This window comes from Pseudoxanthomonas dokdonensis (genome assembly GCF_001431405.1).
Lineage (GTDB): Bacteria > Pseudomonadota > Gammaproteobacteria > Xanthomonadales > Xanthomonadaceae > Pseudoxanthomonas_A > Pseudoxanthomonas_A dokdonensis.
Map to the genome: position 1 here is coordinate 31424 of NZ_LDJL01000011.1, position 13686 is coordinate 45109.

A 13686-nucleotide genomic window follows, 5' to 3' on the forward strand; every position below is an offset into this window, starting at 1 on the left:
TTGATGGATGTCGCCATGCCCCGACTGATGCCAACCGCCCTGCTTTCGACCTTGCTGCTGTTCAGCCCGGTGGGCTTGCCGCCGGCCGCCGCCGCAGACCTCAGCACCCTCTCCGAACGCTCCGGCTTCATCCAGACCGGCCGCTACCCGGAAGTGCTGCAATTGTGCGACGAGTTCGTCAAGGCGTATCCCAAGGCGGTGCGCTGCATCCAATTTGGCACCACTCCCGAGGGCCGGCCGATGAAGGCGCTGGTGGTCTCCACCAGTGGCGCGCTGAGTGCCGAGCAGGCTCATCAGCGCAGGCTGCCGGTGGTGCTGATCCAGGGTGGCATCCACGCCGGCGAAATCGATGGCAAGGACGCCGGTTTCCTGGCCCTGCGCGAACTGCTGGAAGGCAAGGCCGCGCCCGGCGTGCTGGACAAGCTGGTCTGGGTGTTCGTGCCGGTGTTCAACATCGACGGCCATGAGCGCTTTGCCGCCTGGAACCGCCCCAACCAGCGCGGCCCGGCCGAGATGGGCTGGCGCACCACCGCCCAGAACTTCAACCTCAACCGCGATTACCTGAAAGCCGACAGCGCGGAAATGCAGGCGATGCTGGCGCTGGTCAACCAGTGGGATCCGCTGGCCTACGTTGATTTGCACGTCACCGATGGCGCCAAGTTCCAGCACGATATCTCGATCCAGGTCGAACCGATCCATGCCGGCGATCCGCAACTGCGTGCCAGCGGCCGCGCCCTGCGCGACAACGTGATCGCCGAGCTGGCGGCGGCCGGCTCGTTGCCACTGCCCTATTACCCGTCGTTCGTGGTCCGTGATGACCCGGCTTCCGGTTTCGAGGACAGCGTGGCACCGCCACGTTTCTCGCACGGTTATTTCCAGCTGCGCAACCGCATCGGCATGCTGGTCGAAACCCATTCGTGGAAGGAATACCCGGTGCGGGTGCGGATCACCCGCAACACCATCGTCTCGGTGCTGCAGCAGATGGCCGAGGACGGCCAGGACTGGCAGGCGGTGGCGCAGGCCGCCGACCAGCGCGCCAGATCGTTGGCTGGCAGCCCGGTGGCGTTGAGTTACAAGACCGGCCCGGCCTCGCACATCGTCGATTTCCAGGGCTATGCCTACTCGCGCACGCCATCGGAAGTGTCCGGCACGCTGATGACCCGCTATGACGAAAGCCAGCCGCAGGTATGGAAGGTGCCGCTGCGCGATGACATCCAGCCGGATGTGGTCGTCGACGCACCCGGGGCCGGCTATCTGGTCCCCGCCGCGCACGCGGCCTGGGTTGCTGAAAAACTGCGCCAGCACGGGGTCGAGTTCCGCCGTCTGGGCGCGCAGGCCGCTGTGGCCACCGACGTGTTCCGCGCTGACAGCAGCACGTTTGCCGGCGATTCGATGGAGAGCCACCAGCGCTTGAAAGTGACCGGCCAGTGGCGGCCGGAACGCCATGACATCGTCGCCGGCTCGCTGTTCGTGCCCATCGCCCAGCCCAGGGCGCGACTGGTGATGGCCTTGCTGGAACCCGATGCACCGGACTCGCTGCTGGCCTGGGGCGAGTTCAACAATGCCTTCGAGCGCAAGGAATACATGGAGGATTACGTGGCCGAGGATGTGGCGCGGGAGATGCTGCGCGACCCGGCGGTCAAGGCCGCATTCGAACAACGCCTGCGCGAGGACGCGGCGTTTGCCGCCGATCCGGCTGCGCGGCTGGACTTCTTCTACCAGCGGCACGCCTCATGGGATCAGCAGTACAACCTCTATCCGGTGATGCGACTGGATCAGGTGCCCTGAGCCATGCCCGCCGACGGCGCGCGGCCACCGGCACGCAATCAATAACCGCTCATCACCCCGGGCCGGGGACTGCCATCGCCCAGGGTGTGCTCGGTCAGGTCCACGCCGAGCTCGGTCAACACCTCGCGTTGTTGCGGTAACGGGGTGCGGGCGATGCGCTCCTCGATCCGTGCCAGTCGCTCGAATGCCGGCAACGCCCACGCCCGTTGCAGCAGCACCGCCACCCGTGGCCAGCGCTGCGCGTCCACCTGGTAACGGACAAAGGAGGCATTGCGAAAGAAGCTGGCAATGGTGATGTCGGCCATCGACAGATCACCGGTGATCCAGCCCTGCTCCGGCAGCTGTGACTGCAGATAGTCCAGCGCCTGTGGCAGTTCGCGATCACGGGCCTTGGCAAACACCGCCTCGTCGGTGCTCTGGTTGAACAGGAAGCGCTTCAGTCCTTTCTCGAAGAACATCCGCCGGATGATGACCTCGCCCAGTCGCGAATCGCAGTATTCCTCCAGCCAGCGCACCCGCGCCCGTTGCCGTGGGTCGGCCGGATACACCGGCGCCTGCGGGTGCGCGTCCTGCAGGTATTCGCAGATGACGGTGGAGTCATTCAGCACCAGCTCGCCATCGATGAGTACCGGAATCCGGCGCAGCGGACTGATCCGCGAAAACTCCTCGTTGCCAACGAACGGCGCGATCGGGTCCAGCCGGTAGGCCAGCCCTTTCAGATCCATGCAGACCAGCACCTTGCGCACGTACGGGGAAAGCGGATTGCCAATGATCGTGTACTGGCTGGTCATGTCTGTTCCTTGTGTATCGAGAGGCGGCGGCCGATCCGGCCAGGGGTCCATCCTAGAACGAGTCGGCAGGTCGCTGGCAAGTCCGCGCCAACGCTGGCACCGGGATGGCGCCTTCGTGGCTGCGTTGCGTTGCGTTAGTGCATCGTCTGGCTGGGATGGGTGGCACGTCATCGGATCCCCGGTTGCATGGCAACGCAGGTATCGCGTGGTCGGGTTCCGCACGTGGCCGCGCTTGCCGACAGTTAACACGCACATCGGTATGCTGCCCCGGTATTCCCGGAGAGGACGCCATGCTGCCGCCGCCACGCAAACGCCGTAGACACAGCCGCTCACGACACGGACGCTCGCGCAAGCCGTTTTTCTTGATCCTGTTGCTGCTGATCGTGGTCGGCGCCGGTTACTGGTACCAGCAACGTGCAGGCTGGGCAGGCGACGAATCGCCAGCGGTGGTGGCCGATGCGGCAACCCCGGCAGCGGCCAGGGTCGAGGACGGCCGCGTGGTCGCGCCGCTGGCCCTGCCCGATGTCAGCCAGACCAGTCCGGAAGCCGCGTCACTGCCGGCGTTCCTGCCGGCCGAAGCGCGGCAGACCCTGCAGCTGATTGCACGCGGAGGCCCGTTTCCGCATCGCCAGGACGGCAGCGTGTTCGCCAATCGCGAAGCACGCCTGCCGGCCAGGCCACGCGGCTATTACCACGAGTACACGGTGGACACGCCCGGGCTGGACCATCGCGGCACCCGCCGCATCGTCACCGGCGGCCAGCCGCCAGAGGTCTACTACTACACCGATGACCACTACGAGAGTTTCCGCTCGTTCCAACCGACAGGCACTCGCCCATGACTGAATCCGGCTTTGAACTGGGGCTGGATGATGCCGCCCGTGCCGGCGTGTTCTTCGTCACCCACGACGATATCCCGACGCTGGCCGCCGCCGGCCGCGATGCATCGTTGCTGGCCCCACGTATTGATCTGTCCGGCTGCATCAACAAGGCGACGATGATGTTGCGGTTTGCCACCGCGCTGGATTTCCCCTCCGGCAGCGGTCGCAACTGGGATGCCTTGTCCGATGCCCTGCGCGATCTGGGCTGGTTGCCGGCCAACCAGGGCCTGGTGCTGCTGCTGGAACATGCCGGCGACCTGCGCAGCGCCGACGAACGCAGTTTCGAGACCCTGCTCGATGTGCTCGACGAAGCCAGCCGGTTCTGGGCCGAACAGAGCACGCCGTTCTGGGCTTTCATCGCCCTGCCCGAGCAGGATTTCAGCGAGCTGTTGTAATCATGCTGTCGTAGGCGCTATCCATTTTTGCCCTCGTCCTGGTAGAGCGGAGCTTGCTCCGCTGAAGCAACCCGGCTCTGAAGCACCCAGCATTTGAAGCTCCCGGCATTCGACCAAATTCGGTCGTTGCGGCAAACGCAGCGGAGCGAGCTCCGCTCTACCGGATCCGCCCTTACGCGCAGCGGCGATTGCTGCGATCATGCCGGCATGACCATCTCCTCCCCTGATTTCAGCGCGCTGGCGCTGTCCCCCTCCCTGCTGCCGGGCATCGACGCGCTGGGCTATACCGTGATGACGCCGGTGCAGGCGCAGAGCCTGCCGGCGATTCTGGAAGGACGCGACGTCATCGCCCAGGCACCGACCGGCAGTGGCAAGACCGCCGCTTTCGGCCTGGGCCTGCTGCAACGGCTGGACCCGGGCCTGAGCCGGGCGCAGGCGCTGGTGCTGTGCCCGACCCGTGAACTGGCCGATCAGGTCGGCAAGCAGATCCGCACGCTGGCGGTCGGCATTCCCAACCTGAAGGTGTCGCTGCTGTGTGGCGGCATGCCGCTGGGGCCGCAGATCAGTTCGTTGGAAGCACACGATCCGCAGGTGGTGGTCGGCACCCCCGGCCGCATCCAGGAGCTGACCCGCAAGAAGGTGCTGCACCTGGGCGGGATACGCACGCTGGTGCTGGACGAAGCCGACCGCATGCTCGACATGGGCTTCGAGGAGCCTATCCGCGAAATCGTCGCCCGCACCCCGGGCAATCGCCTCAGCCTGCTGTTTTCAGCGACCTTTCCCGACAGTATCCGCGCGATCGCCCAGTCGATGCTGCGCAACCCGGTCGAGGTCACCGTGGCTGGCGGCGAGCGACCACTGGATATCGAGCAGGTTTTCCACGAGGTCGAGCCGGCGCGCAAGCAGACCGCGCTGGCCGGCTTGCTGTACCTGCACAAGCCCGAATCGACGGTAGTGTTCTGCAACACCCGCAAGGACGTTGATGAAGTAGCCGAATCGCTGCGCCATTTCGGCTTTTCGGCGCTGGCCCTGCATGGCGACATGGAGCAGCGTGATCGCGACGAGGTGCTGGTGCGCTTCGCCAACCGCAGTTGCAATGTACTGGTGGCCAGCGATGTGGCCGCGCGCGGGCTGGATATCGACGACCTCGCCGCGGTGGTCAACTACGAGTTGCCCAGCGATCCGGATACCTATGTGCACCGCATCGGTCGTACCGGCCGCGCCGGTCGCAAGGGGCTGGCCCTGAACCTGTGCGCGCCACGCGAAATCGGTCGCACCGCCTCGCTGGAAGAACGCAGCGGCCAGTCGCTGCAGTGGCAGCGCATGATCCCGGTGGCGCCGAAAGCACGCAGCGCACCGCAGGCGGCGATGATCACCCTGCGCATCGATGCCGGCAAGACCGACAAACTGCGCCCCGGCGATGTCCTTGGCGCACTGACCGGCGAGGCCGGGCTGGCCGCCAGCCAGATCGGCAAGATCGCCATCTTCGCCACCCGTTCGTATGTCGCCGTCGCCCGCGACCATGCCGACAGGGCGCTCGAACGTCTGAACAAGGGCAGGATCAAGGGCCGCAGCTTCCGCGTCCGCAAGCTGTAGCACCGTGCGGCGGCAGCGCGCCGGTGTGGCCGGCAACATCGTCCGCGGCGCATACTGCCGTCCATGCCCGCCCCCACCCTGGATGATCTGCGTCGCTACGCGATTGCGCGCAGCCTGTTCAAACCGACCACGCTGAGCCAGGCGATCAATCGCCTCGGCTTCGTCCAGGCCGACCCGATCCGGGCGCCGGCGCGGGCCCAGGATCTGATCCTGCACCAGCGGGTCAAGGACTATCGCGCCGGCGATCTGGAACGCCGCTACCGGCGCCTGGCGGTGGAGGAAGACTGCTTCGTCAATTACGGTTTCCTGCCGCGCCGGCACCTGCCACTGCTGCATCCGCGCAGCCCGCGCCGACGCTGGGACGCCGCGACCGAAGCCCAGGCGCGGGAGGTGCTCGACTACGCACGTACACGCCGCCTGACCCATCCGCGCGACGTGCAGCAGGCATTCGATCATGGTTCCATCCAGGGCTACTGGGGCAACCAGCTCAATGCCGGGACCCATCTGCTCGATGGCCTGCATTACCGCGGCCAGCTGCGGGTCGCCCATCGCGCCTCCGGCACCCGCGTCTACACGCCGGTGCAGCATCAGCCCGGCGATGACAGTCCCGCCACGCGTGAGCAGCGTGCGGCGCGGCTGGTTGACCTGATCGTGCAGCTGTATGCGCCGCTGCCGGCGCCGAGCCTTGGCTATCTGGTGACGCTGTTGCGCTATGGCGCGCCGGATCTGCAGGCCCAGGCACGCAGCGTGGTACGCGCTGCCCGCCAGCGCTACGCGCATGCCGACGCCGGCGGCCAGACCTGGTTCTGGCCCATCGATGAGAATCCACGCTCACGTCGCTACGCCGCGGACACCGGGCTACGCCTGCTGGCGCCGTTCGATCCGGTGGTCTGGGATCGGCGGCGCTTCGAGTTGTTCTGGGGCTGGAGCTACAGGTTCGAAGCCTACACGCCACCGGCCAGGCGACGGATGGGCCATTACGCGCTGCCCGTGTTGTGGCGCCAGCAAGTCATCGGCTGGGCCAATCTGAAAGTCGAAAACGGACAGCTGCTGCATCAGCTGGGGTTCGCCACTACCGCTCCGCGCGACGATGAGCTGCAACCGGCGCTGGCGCAGGCTTTGCAGCGGATGCGGGTGTTCCTCGGCCTCGATGAGCAGGCTTGACCGGCAACCCGGTCGGACAGCGCAGCCAGAACGCCACCCAAATAAAAACGCCGGGGGCTTTCGCTCCCGGCGTTCCAGTCACACGGTGAAGTGTGAAATTACAGCGGCTGGACTTCGTCAGCCTGCATGCCCTTCTGGCCCTGCACGGCGACAAAGCTCACGGCCTGGCCTTCCTGCAGCGACTTGAAGCCGGTGCCCTGGATCGCGCGGAAATGCACGAACAGGTCAGGACCGCTCTGCGGGGTGATGAAACCGAAGCCCTTGGCATCGTTGAACCACTTGACGGTACCGGTTTGACGTTCCGACATCTTTACTAACTCCTGAAACTATGAGGTTGAATATATCGCGGCACCGAAGGTTTTCGGACCGAGACTGAGTTGCAGGCGTTGGTAAAGCGGGAAGATGTAGCAGATGTTTCTACCCCATCAGGCTCACGATTCACGGTGACCCTAGCAAGCACAGTACGGCGAACTCTACTCGGGTTTGCCAACAAAAGCGACTTTTTTTTTGGCTGCCGTCAAAAAAATGTCCCCCGCCTGTTCAGGAATCCGGAAAAACCAGAAAAATCACCTATTTAGCGAATCTACGCCTATCATGGCGTCCCGTTTTCCACTGGAGTGGCCGGCATGGCGCCCAAGTCCACCGTTGTCAAAGCCGAGCTGCAGATCAGCGACATGGATCGCCACCACTACGGCACCCATCCGTTGACGATGGCCCAGCATCCGTCGGAAACCGACACCCGGCTGCTGGTGCGGCTGCTGGCGTTCGCGCTGCTGGCCGAGGACCGGCTGGAGTTCGGCAAGGGCCTGAGCACCGAAGAGGAGCCGGACCTCTGGCGCAGGGACTATACCGGCGACATCGAGCAGTGGGTCGACCTCGGCCAGCCCGATGAATCGCGCATTCGCAAGGCCTGCGGCCGCGCCCGCGAAGTGGTGGTGATCAACTACGGCGGTCGCGCCGCCGACCTGTGGTGGGAGAAGAATGCCGCCAGCCTCGCCCGCCACCGCAACCTGAGCGTGCTCGACATCAGCGCCCAGGACGTCGACGCACTGCTCGGCCTGTTGCCGGGTGGCCTGCGCCTGAGCGTGATGATCCAGGACGGCGAGGTTCAGCTGATGAATGATGCCAGCAGCATCACCATCATCCCCCGCTTCCGCCAGCGCGCGGTCCAGGCCGTCCACTGAGGCAACTGCGTGGTGGCACGATCGTTTGACGTGGTGGTCATCGGCGGCGGTGCCGCCGGCCTGATGTGTGCGCTGACCGCCGGCCAGCGCGGCCGTCGGGTGCTGCTGGTTGAACACGCCAACCGGGTCGGCAAGAAGATCCTGATGTCCGGCGGCGGCCGCTGCAACTTCACCAATACCGGCACCAGCCCGGCCAACTACCTGTCGGCCAATCCGCATTTCTGCAAGTCGGCGCTGGCCCGCTACACCCCGGCCGACTTCATCGCCATGGTCGAGCGCCATGGCATCGCCTATCACGAGAAGGAACTGGGCCAGCTGTTCTGTGATGAAAGCTCCAAGCTGATCGTCAGGATGCTGGTCGACGAATGCAGCGCCGCCGGCGTCGACATCCAGACCGGTTGCAGTGTCGAATCAGTCAGCCAGGGCGATGGCGGCTTCCAGCTACGCACCTCCATTGGCAGCGTCAGCAGCCCTTCGCTGGTGGTGGCCAGCGGCGGCCTGTCGATTCCCAGCATGGGCGCCACCGGCTTCGGTTACCAGCTGGCGCAGCAGTTTGGCCATCAGCTGTTGCCGACCCGCGCCGGGCTGGTGCCACTGACCCTGAGCGGCAAGCACCAGCAACGCTTTGCGGATCTATCCGGACTGTCGCTGCCGGTGCAGGCGCGCTGCGGCAAGCAGTCGTTCCGCAATTTCATGCTGGTCACCCATCGTGGCATCAGCGGTCCGGCAATCCTGCAGATTTCCTCGTACTGGCAAGCCGGCGACGATCTGCGGCTGGATCTGCTACCCGGCGAGGATGCCCTGGCATGGCTGCTGGAACAGCAGCGGCAGCGGCCGGCGGCGGAACTGAAGACGGTGCTGGCCGAGGCCTTGCCGAAGCGATTCGCCCAGCGCCTGTGCGAAGTCTGGCTGCCAAACCGGCCGATCCGCCAGTTCAACCAGCCGCAGCTGCGCGAAGTCGCCAGCCTGTTGCAGGCCTTCCCGCTGGTCGCCAGCGGCACCGAAGGCTACCGCACCGCCGAGGTGACCCTGGGTGGGGTCGACACCGACGGCATTTCATCCAGCACGTTGCAGTCGAAGAACGTGCCGGGCCTGTTTTTCATCGGCGAGGTGGTCGATGTCACCGGCTGGCTGGGCGGCTACAACTTCCAGTGGGCCTGGGCCTCCGGACACGCCGCCGGCCAGGCGGTCTGACCTCCCCCGTAGAGCGGAGCTTGCTCCGCTACCGTGACATCTGACGTAGAGCGGAGCTTGCTCCGCTGCCGTGACATCTGACGTAGAGCGGAGCTCCTCCGCTGCCGTGACATCTGACGTAGAGCGGAGCTCGCTCCGCTGCCGTGACATCTGACGTAGAGCGGAGCTTGCTCCGCTGCCGTTGACGTCTGACGTAGAGCGGAGCTTGCTCCGCTGCCGTTGCGGTACCGGTAGGCATGGTCCCGGTGCTGCATCCAGAAAAACCTGTTTGCGAAAAGCAGCGGAGCAAGCTCCGCTCTACCGGAGGTGCTACCGCATGCACTCGGCGGCAATCTCGAACGAACGCAGGCGCTTCTGGTGGTCGAAGATATTGGCAGTCAGCAACAGCTCATCCGGCCGATGGCGATCGATGAAGGCAGCGATGCCCTGGCGCACCGTATCCGGGCCACCGACCACCGCGCACGCCAAGGCGCGTTCGACCCCGGCTTTTTCATGCGGTTGCCAGAACGCCTCGATGTCATCGATCGGCGGCGGCACCAGGCCCGGCTGGCCACGGCGCAGGTTGACGAACGCCTGCTGCTGGGTGGTGAACAGGCGCCGCGCTTCCTCGTCGCTTTCTGCGGCGACCACGTTCAGCGCCAGCATCGCGTATGGCTGCGCCAGTTGCGGCGAGGGGCGGAAATCGCGGTGGTACACCAGCAATGCCTGATCCATCGCATCGGGGGCGAAATGCGAAGCAAAGGCAAAGCGCTGGCCCAGCGCCGCTGCCAGTTGCGCACTGAACAGACTGGAGCCCAGCAACCACACCGGCACATCGATGCCGGCGCCGGGCACCGCCCGTACCGGCTGTCCCGGCTCTGCTGGCTTGAAGTAATACAGCAGCTCCTGCACGTCCTGCGGAAACTGCTCGGCGCTGTCGAAATAGCGCCGCAAGGCCTTGGCGGTCGGCTGGTCGGTACCCGGCGCGCGACCCAGGCCCAGATCGATGCGATCCGGGTACAGGCTGGCGAGCGTGCCGAACTGTTCGGCCACCTGCAGCGGCGCGTGGTTGGGCAGCATCACCCCACCGGCGCCGACGCGGATGCGTGAGGTCGCACCGGCGACGTGGCCAATCAGCACTGCGGTGGCGGCGCTGGCGATGCCGGGCATGTTGTGGTGTTCGGCCAGCCAGTAGCGGTGATAGCCCTGCTGTTCGGCATGGCGGGCCAGATCGGTCATGTTGGCGAAGGCCTGGGTGGTATCGCTGCCTTCGCAGACCGGCGCCAGATCAAGGATGGAAAAGGGGATCATCGGACATCATCACGACAGGGGGATCCATGATCTGGGGCCGCCCGCCGTCCTTTCCAGCCCGTCACCGCCGGATCGGCCGGCATCGCGGCCGACGGCGATTCAGGTCAGCAGATCGTAGGGGCCGCCCTGCGCAAGGGCGCGCTGGTAGGCCGGACGTGCATGGATGCGCTGCAGGAAATCGGCCAGTCGCGGGTAATCCTGCAGGCCGGCACGGGCCTGCGCCGCCTCCAGTGGGAAGCTCATCTGGATGTCGGCGGCGCTGAAGTCATCGCCGGCAAACCAGCGGCGCTTGCCGAGTTCGCCTTCCATGTAATCCAGGTGCAGGCGCACCTGTGGCGAAACGAATCCCTTCATCGCCTTGCCGACGATGCCGCGGGCGATGGGCTTGGCGAAGAACGGCATCGGCGCCTTGGCAATCCGTGCCAGGACCAGGCTCAACAGCATGGGTGGCATCGCCGAACCTTCGGCGTAATGCAGCCAGTAGCGGTAACGCAGGCGTTCCGGGGTCCCCGGCGATGATGCCAGCCGGCGCGCGCTGTCATAGCGCTCGACCAGGGTTTCGATGATCGCGCCGGACTCGGCCAGCACCTGATCCTCGTCGACCACCACCGGTGACTTGCCCAGCGGATGGATCTTCTTCAGTGCCGCGGGCGCCAGCATGGTTGCGGAGTCGCGCTGGTAGCGCACCACCGTGTAGTCCAGTTGCAGTTCCTCCAGCAGCCACAGCACGCGCTGCGAGCGGGAATTGTTGAGGTGGTGCACGGTCAGCATGGCAACTCCAGGGGCAAGGGCCGGCGGACGCCAGGCGGGCATGCACGCAGCGGTGGGGGCCGTCGGAGCGTACGCAGAGTGTGTTAAAACTTCAATTCCATGGGTTCACTGCTTGTGTTGCATGTCGCGCATCCTCGTCTTCCAGCACGTCGCCGCCGAGCCGCTTGGCACGCTGGATCCGCTGATCCGCCTGCGTGGCCACCGCATCCGTTTCGTCAACTTTGAACGCGAGCCGGACGCACAGCCCAACGTCGACCGCTATCACGGCCTGATCGTGCTGGGCGGACCGATGAATGTCGAAGACCAGGCCAGCCGGCCGCACCTGCGCACCGAGCTGCTGGCGATCGAGCGGATGCTGCGACAGGGCAAACCGGTGCTCGGCATCTGCCTCGGCGCGCAGCTGCTGGCGCATGCGTTGGGCGCGCATATCCATCGTATCGAGACCCCGGAAATCGGCTGGTACCCGATCCACACCACCGACGCCGGCCGCGCCGACCGGGTACTGGCGCCACTGGGCGAGATGACACCGATCTTCCAGTGGCATGGTTGCCGCTTCGATATCCCTGCCGGCGCGGTCCAGCTGGCCCGTGGCGAAAGCTGCGAACAGCAGGCCTTCCGCTGGGGCGAGTCCGCGTTCGGCTTCCAGTTCCATCTGGAAATGGACACCCCGCTGATTGAACGCTGGCTGGCCAATCCGTCCTATCAGCACGATCTGCAACACGCCGGCCTGGCCCATGACGATGCCGCCATCCGCCTGCACACCGCCCGGCACATCCAGACCATGCAGGCCCAGGCGCGCGAGGTCTTCAACCATTTCCTGGATCTGATTGGCGAGCCGCAACAGCGCTATACCCTGCCCTCGCGTTAGCGGACTTCTAGATAAATCGTCATCCCGGCGAAAGCCGGGATCCAGCATTGGCACGCCATTGATTAAGGCTGGATCCCGGCTTTCGCCGGAATGACGAGGAATAGTTGACGTATTCAGAGATCTCCTAGCCGCAACGCTCTGCCCTCATTGCCGGCGCGGTAGAGTCGAACCGTTTGCCCGCTACGAACTACACGACAGCATCGAGCAGCCGGCCTTGTCGCGGGCCCAGTCGGGCCGGCGCTGGGCGAAGGCTTCGCGGCCCGGCTGTTCCTGGTAAGGATTGCGCATGACCTCAAGCAGTTCGCCGATGCCGGAAACATCTCCCTGCTCGGCGCGGTCGATGACCTGCTGGGCCAGGTAATTGCGCAGCACGTATTTCGGGTTTGCCTGGCGCATTTTCTGCTGGCGTTGTGCCGATTCCAGCGCATCATCGCGCAGGCGCTGGCGGTAGGCCTGCAGCCATTGCTGCAGATCCGACGCAATCGCATCGCGCTTGTCGGGGTCGTAGAACGCCGGCTGGAACAGCTCCAGTTCAGCAGCCAGATCCGGCGCCTCATCGGCCTGCACCTGGATCAGCGCACGAAAGAACAGGGTCATGTCCACTTCGCCGGCCTGCAGCAGATCCTGCAGGCGCTGCATCGCGGCCATGTCCCGCGGGCCTGCCATGTCGATGCCGAGCTTGCCCGCCACGTTGTCGCGCTCGGCCCTGTCCCAATGGCTGACATAGGCCTCCAGCCCCCGTTGCAACGGCGCCACGTCGGTGAACAGCAGTGACAGCGCCTGTGCCAGCCGGCCCAGATTCCAGTAGGCCACCCGCGATTGCCAGCCGAAGCGGTAGCGGCGACCACCGGCATCGGTGGTGTTGGGTGTCCACTCGGGGTCGTAATCATCAATCCAGCCGTACGGGCCGTAATCGATGGTCAGGCCGAGCACCGACATGTTGTCGGTATTCATCACCCCATGCACGAAACCGACCCGCATCCAGCCAGCGATCATCTGTGCGGTGCGGATGCAGATCTGCTCGAACCACTGGCCGTACAAGGCCTCGCCCTGGCCCTGCAGCTGCGGATAATCGCGGTCGATGCAGAACTCGACCAGCTGCCGCAGCAGGGCCAGGTCATTGCGCGACGCCGGCAGTTCGAAGTTGCCAAAGCGCAGGAACGACGGTGCCACCCTGCAAACGATCGCACCCGGTTCGGGCCTGGGATGGCCGTCATAGAACATGTCGCGCACCACCGGCTCGCCGCTGGCAACCAGGCTCAGCGCACGGGTGGTCGGAATGCCGAGATGGTGCATGGCTTCGCTGCACAGGAACTCGCGGATCGACGAGCGCAGCACCGCGCGGCCATCGGCGGTGCGCGAATAAGGCGTCGGCCCAGCCCCTTTCAGCTGTAATTCCCAGCGCTTACCGCTGGCGGCGATGACTTCGCCAAGGCTGATGGCGCGGCCATCGCCAAGCTGTCCGGCCCAGTTGCCGAACTGATGACCCCCGTAATTGGCCGCATAGGGCTGCATGTCCGGCAACAGGCGATTGCCGGCCATCAGTTCGGCAAATTCCTGGCTCGCGATCTGCGCCGGGTCGAAGCCGAGCTCGGCAGCCATCTCGTGCGACCACGCCAGCAAGCGAGGTGCGGCTACCGGCGTTGGGGTAACCGATGACCAGGCCGCGGCCTCGACCTGGCGCCGCCGCGGTCCGGTTTCCGGATCGCCCGGCAACTCATTGATGAAGCGGTTGTCGAACTGCAGTGGCATGCCGCCCAGCATGCG

Annotated in this window: 13 protein-coding genes; 8 read left to right on the forward strand and 5 right to left on the reverse strand. The window is 65.5% G+C overall.

Annotated features, from left to right (window positions below):
- The first annotated feature begins 15 nt into the window (after nucleotides 1-15).
- Nucleotides 16-1788, forward strand: coding sequence for a M14 family metallopeptidase (locus tag ABB29_RS09810; protein WP_057659400.1), 1773 nt, complete (start codon nucleotides 16-18; stop codon nucleotides 1786-1788).
- 38 nt (nucleotides 1789-1826) lie between these two features.
- Here ABB29_RS09810 and ABB29_RS09815 read toward each other — a convergent pair whose 3' ends face one another.
- Entirely contained in the window at nucleotides 1827-2579 is a 753-nt protein-coding gene (locus ABB29_RS09815; protein WP_057658583.1) for a glutathione S-transferase family protein, read from the reverse strand.
- Nucleotides 2580-2869: 290 nt separating this feature from the next.
- On the opposite strand from ABB29_RS09815, the gene ABB29_RS09820 reads away from it, so the two are divergent.
- From ABB29_RS09820 to ABB29_RS09835, 4 genes are all read left to right on the forward strand, one after another.
- Entirely contained in the window at nucleotides 2870-3418 is a 549-nt protein-coding gene (locus tag ABB29_RS09820) for a guanyl-specific ribonuclease (protein ID WP_425414752.1), read from the forward strand.
- Entirely contained in the window at nucleotides 3415-3852 is a 438-nt protein-coding gene (locus ABB29_RS09825) for a barstar family protein (protein ID WP_057658585.1), read from the forward strand. The genes ABB29_RS09820 and ABB29_RS09825 overlap by 4 nt, the downstream gene beginning before the upstream one ends.
- Before the next feature lie 207 nt (nucleotides 3853-4059).
- A complete protein-coding gene (gene dbpA, locus ABB29_RS09830; RefSeq protein WP_057658586.1) occupies nucleotides 4060-5448 on the forward strand; it encodes an ATP-dependent RNA helicase DbpA in 1389 nt (462 codons plus the stop codon).
- A 63-nt stretch (nucleotides 5449-5511) separates the two neighbouring features.
- Nucleotides 5512-6612 carry a DNA glycosylase AlkZ-like family protein gene (locus ABB29_RS09835; RefSeq protein WP_057658587.1) on the forward strand — a complete coding sequence of 367 codons (1101 nt, stop codon included), beginning with the start codon at nucleotides 5512-5514 and terminating at the stop codon, nucleotides 6610-6612.
- 98 nt (nucleotides 6613-6710) lie between these two features.
- On the opposite strand, the gene ABB29_RS09840 is transcribed toward ABB29_RS09835, so the two are convergent.
- Nucleotides 6711-6920, reverse strand: a complete 210-nt coding sequence (locus ABB29_RS09840) for a cold-shock protein (RefSeq protein WP_057658589.1) — start codon at nucleotides 6918-6920, stop codon at nucleotides 6711-6713.
- 318 nt (nucleotides 6921-7238) lie between these two features.
- On the opposite strand from ABB29_RS09840, the gene ABB29_RS09845 reads away from it, so the two are divergent.
- Together ABB29_RS09845 and ABB29_RS09850 are read left to right on the forward strand one after the other, a co-directional pair.
- Nucleotides 7239-7796, forward strand: a complete 558-nt coding sequence (locus ABB29_RS09845; protein ID WP_057658591.1) for a YaeQ family protein — start codon at nucleotides 7239-7241, stop codon at nucleotides 7794-7796.
- Between the two features lie 12 nt (nucleotides 7797-7808).
- Nucleotides 7809-8990, forward strand: a complete 1182-nt coding sequence (locus tag ABB29_RS09850) for a BaiN/RdsA family NAD(P)/FAD-dependent oxidoreductase (RefSeq protein WP_057658594.1) — start codon at nucleotides 7809-7811, stop codon at nucleotides 8988-8990.
- A gap of 309 nt (nucleotides 8991-9299) precedes the next feature.
- Here the strand turns inward: ABB29_RS09850 and ABB29_RS09855 are convergent, their stop codons facing one another.
- Together ABB29_RS09855 and ABB29_RS09860 are read right to left on the reverse strand one after the other, a co-directional pair.
- A complete protein-coding gene (locus tag ABB29_RS09855; RefSeq protein WP_057658595.1) occupies nucleotides 9300-10280 on the reverse strand; it encodes an LLM class flavin-dependent oxidoreductase in 981 nt (326 codons plus the stop codon).
- 99 nt (nucleotides 10281-10379) lie between these two features.
- Nucleotides 10380-11051, reverse strand: a complete 672-nt coding sequence (locus tag ABB29_RS09860; RefSeq protein WP_057658597.1) for a glutathione S-transferase — start codon at nucleotides 11049-11051, stop codon at nucleotides 10380-10382.
- Between the two features lie 121 nt (nucleotides 11052-11172).
- On the opposite strand from ABB29_RS09860, the gene ABB29_RS09865 reads away from it, so the two are divergent.
- On the forward strand, nucleotides 11173-11919 hold the full coding sequence (locus tag ABB29_RS09865; RefSeq protein WP_057658600.1) for a glutamine amidotransferase-related protein: 747 nt from the start codon (nucleotides 11173-11175) through the stop codon (nucleotides 11917-11919).
- A gap of 180 nt (nucleotides 11920-12099) precedes the next feature.
- Here the strand turns inward: ABB29_RS09865 and ABB29_RS09870 are convergent, their stop codons facing one another.
- The gene (locus tag ABB29_RS09870) at nucleotides 12100-13683 is read right to left on the reverse strand and encodes a protein adenylyltransferase SelO (RefSeq protein WP_245622613.1); all 1584 of its coding nucleotides are present in this window, start codon (nucleotides 13681-13683) and stop codon (nucleotides 12100-12102) included.
- Nucleotides 13684-13686 lie beyond the last annotated feature (3 nt).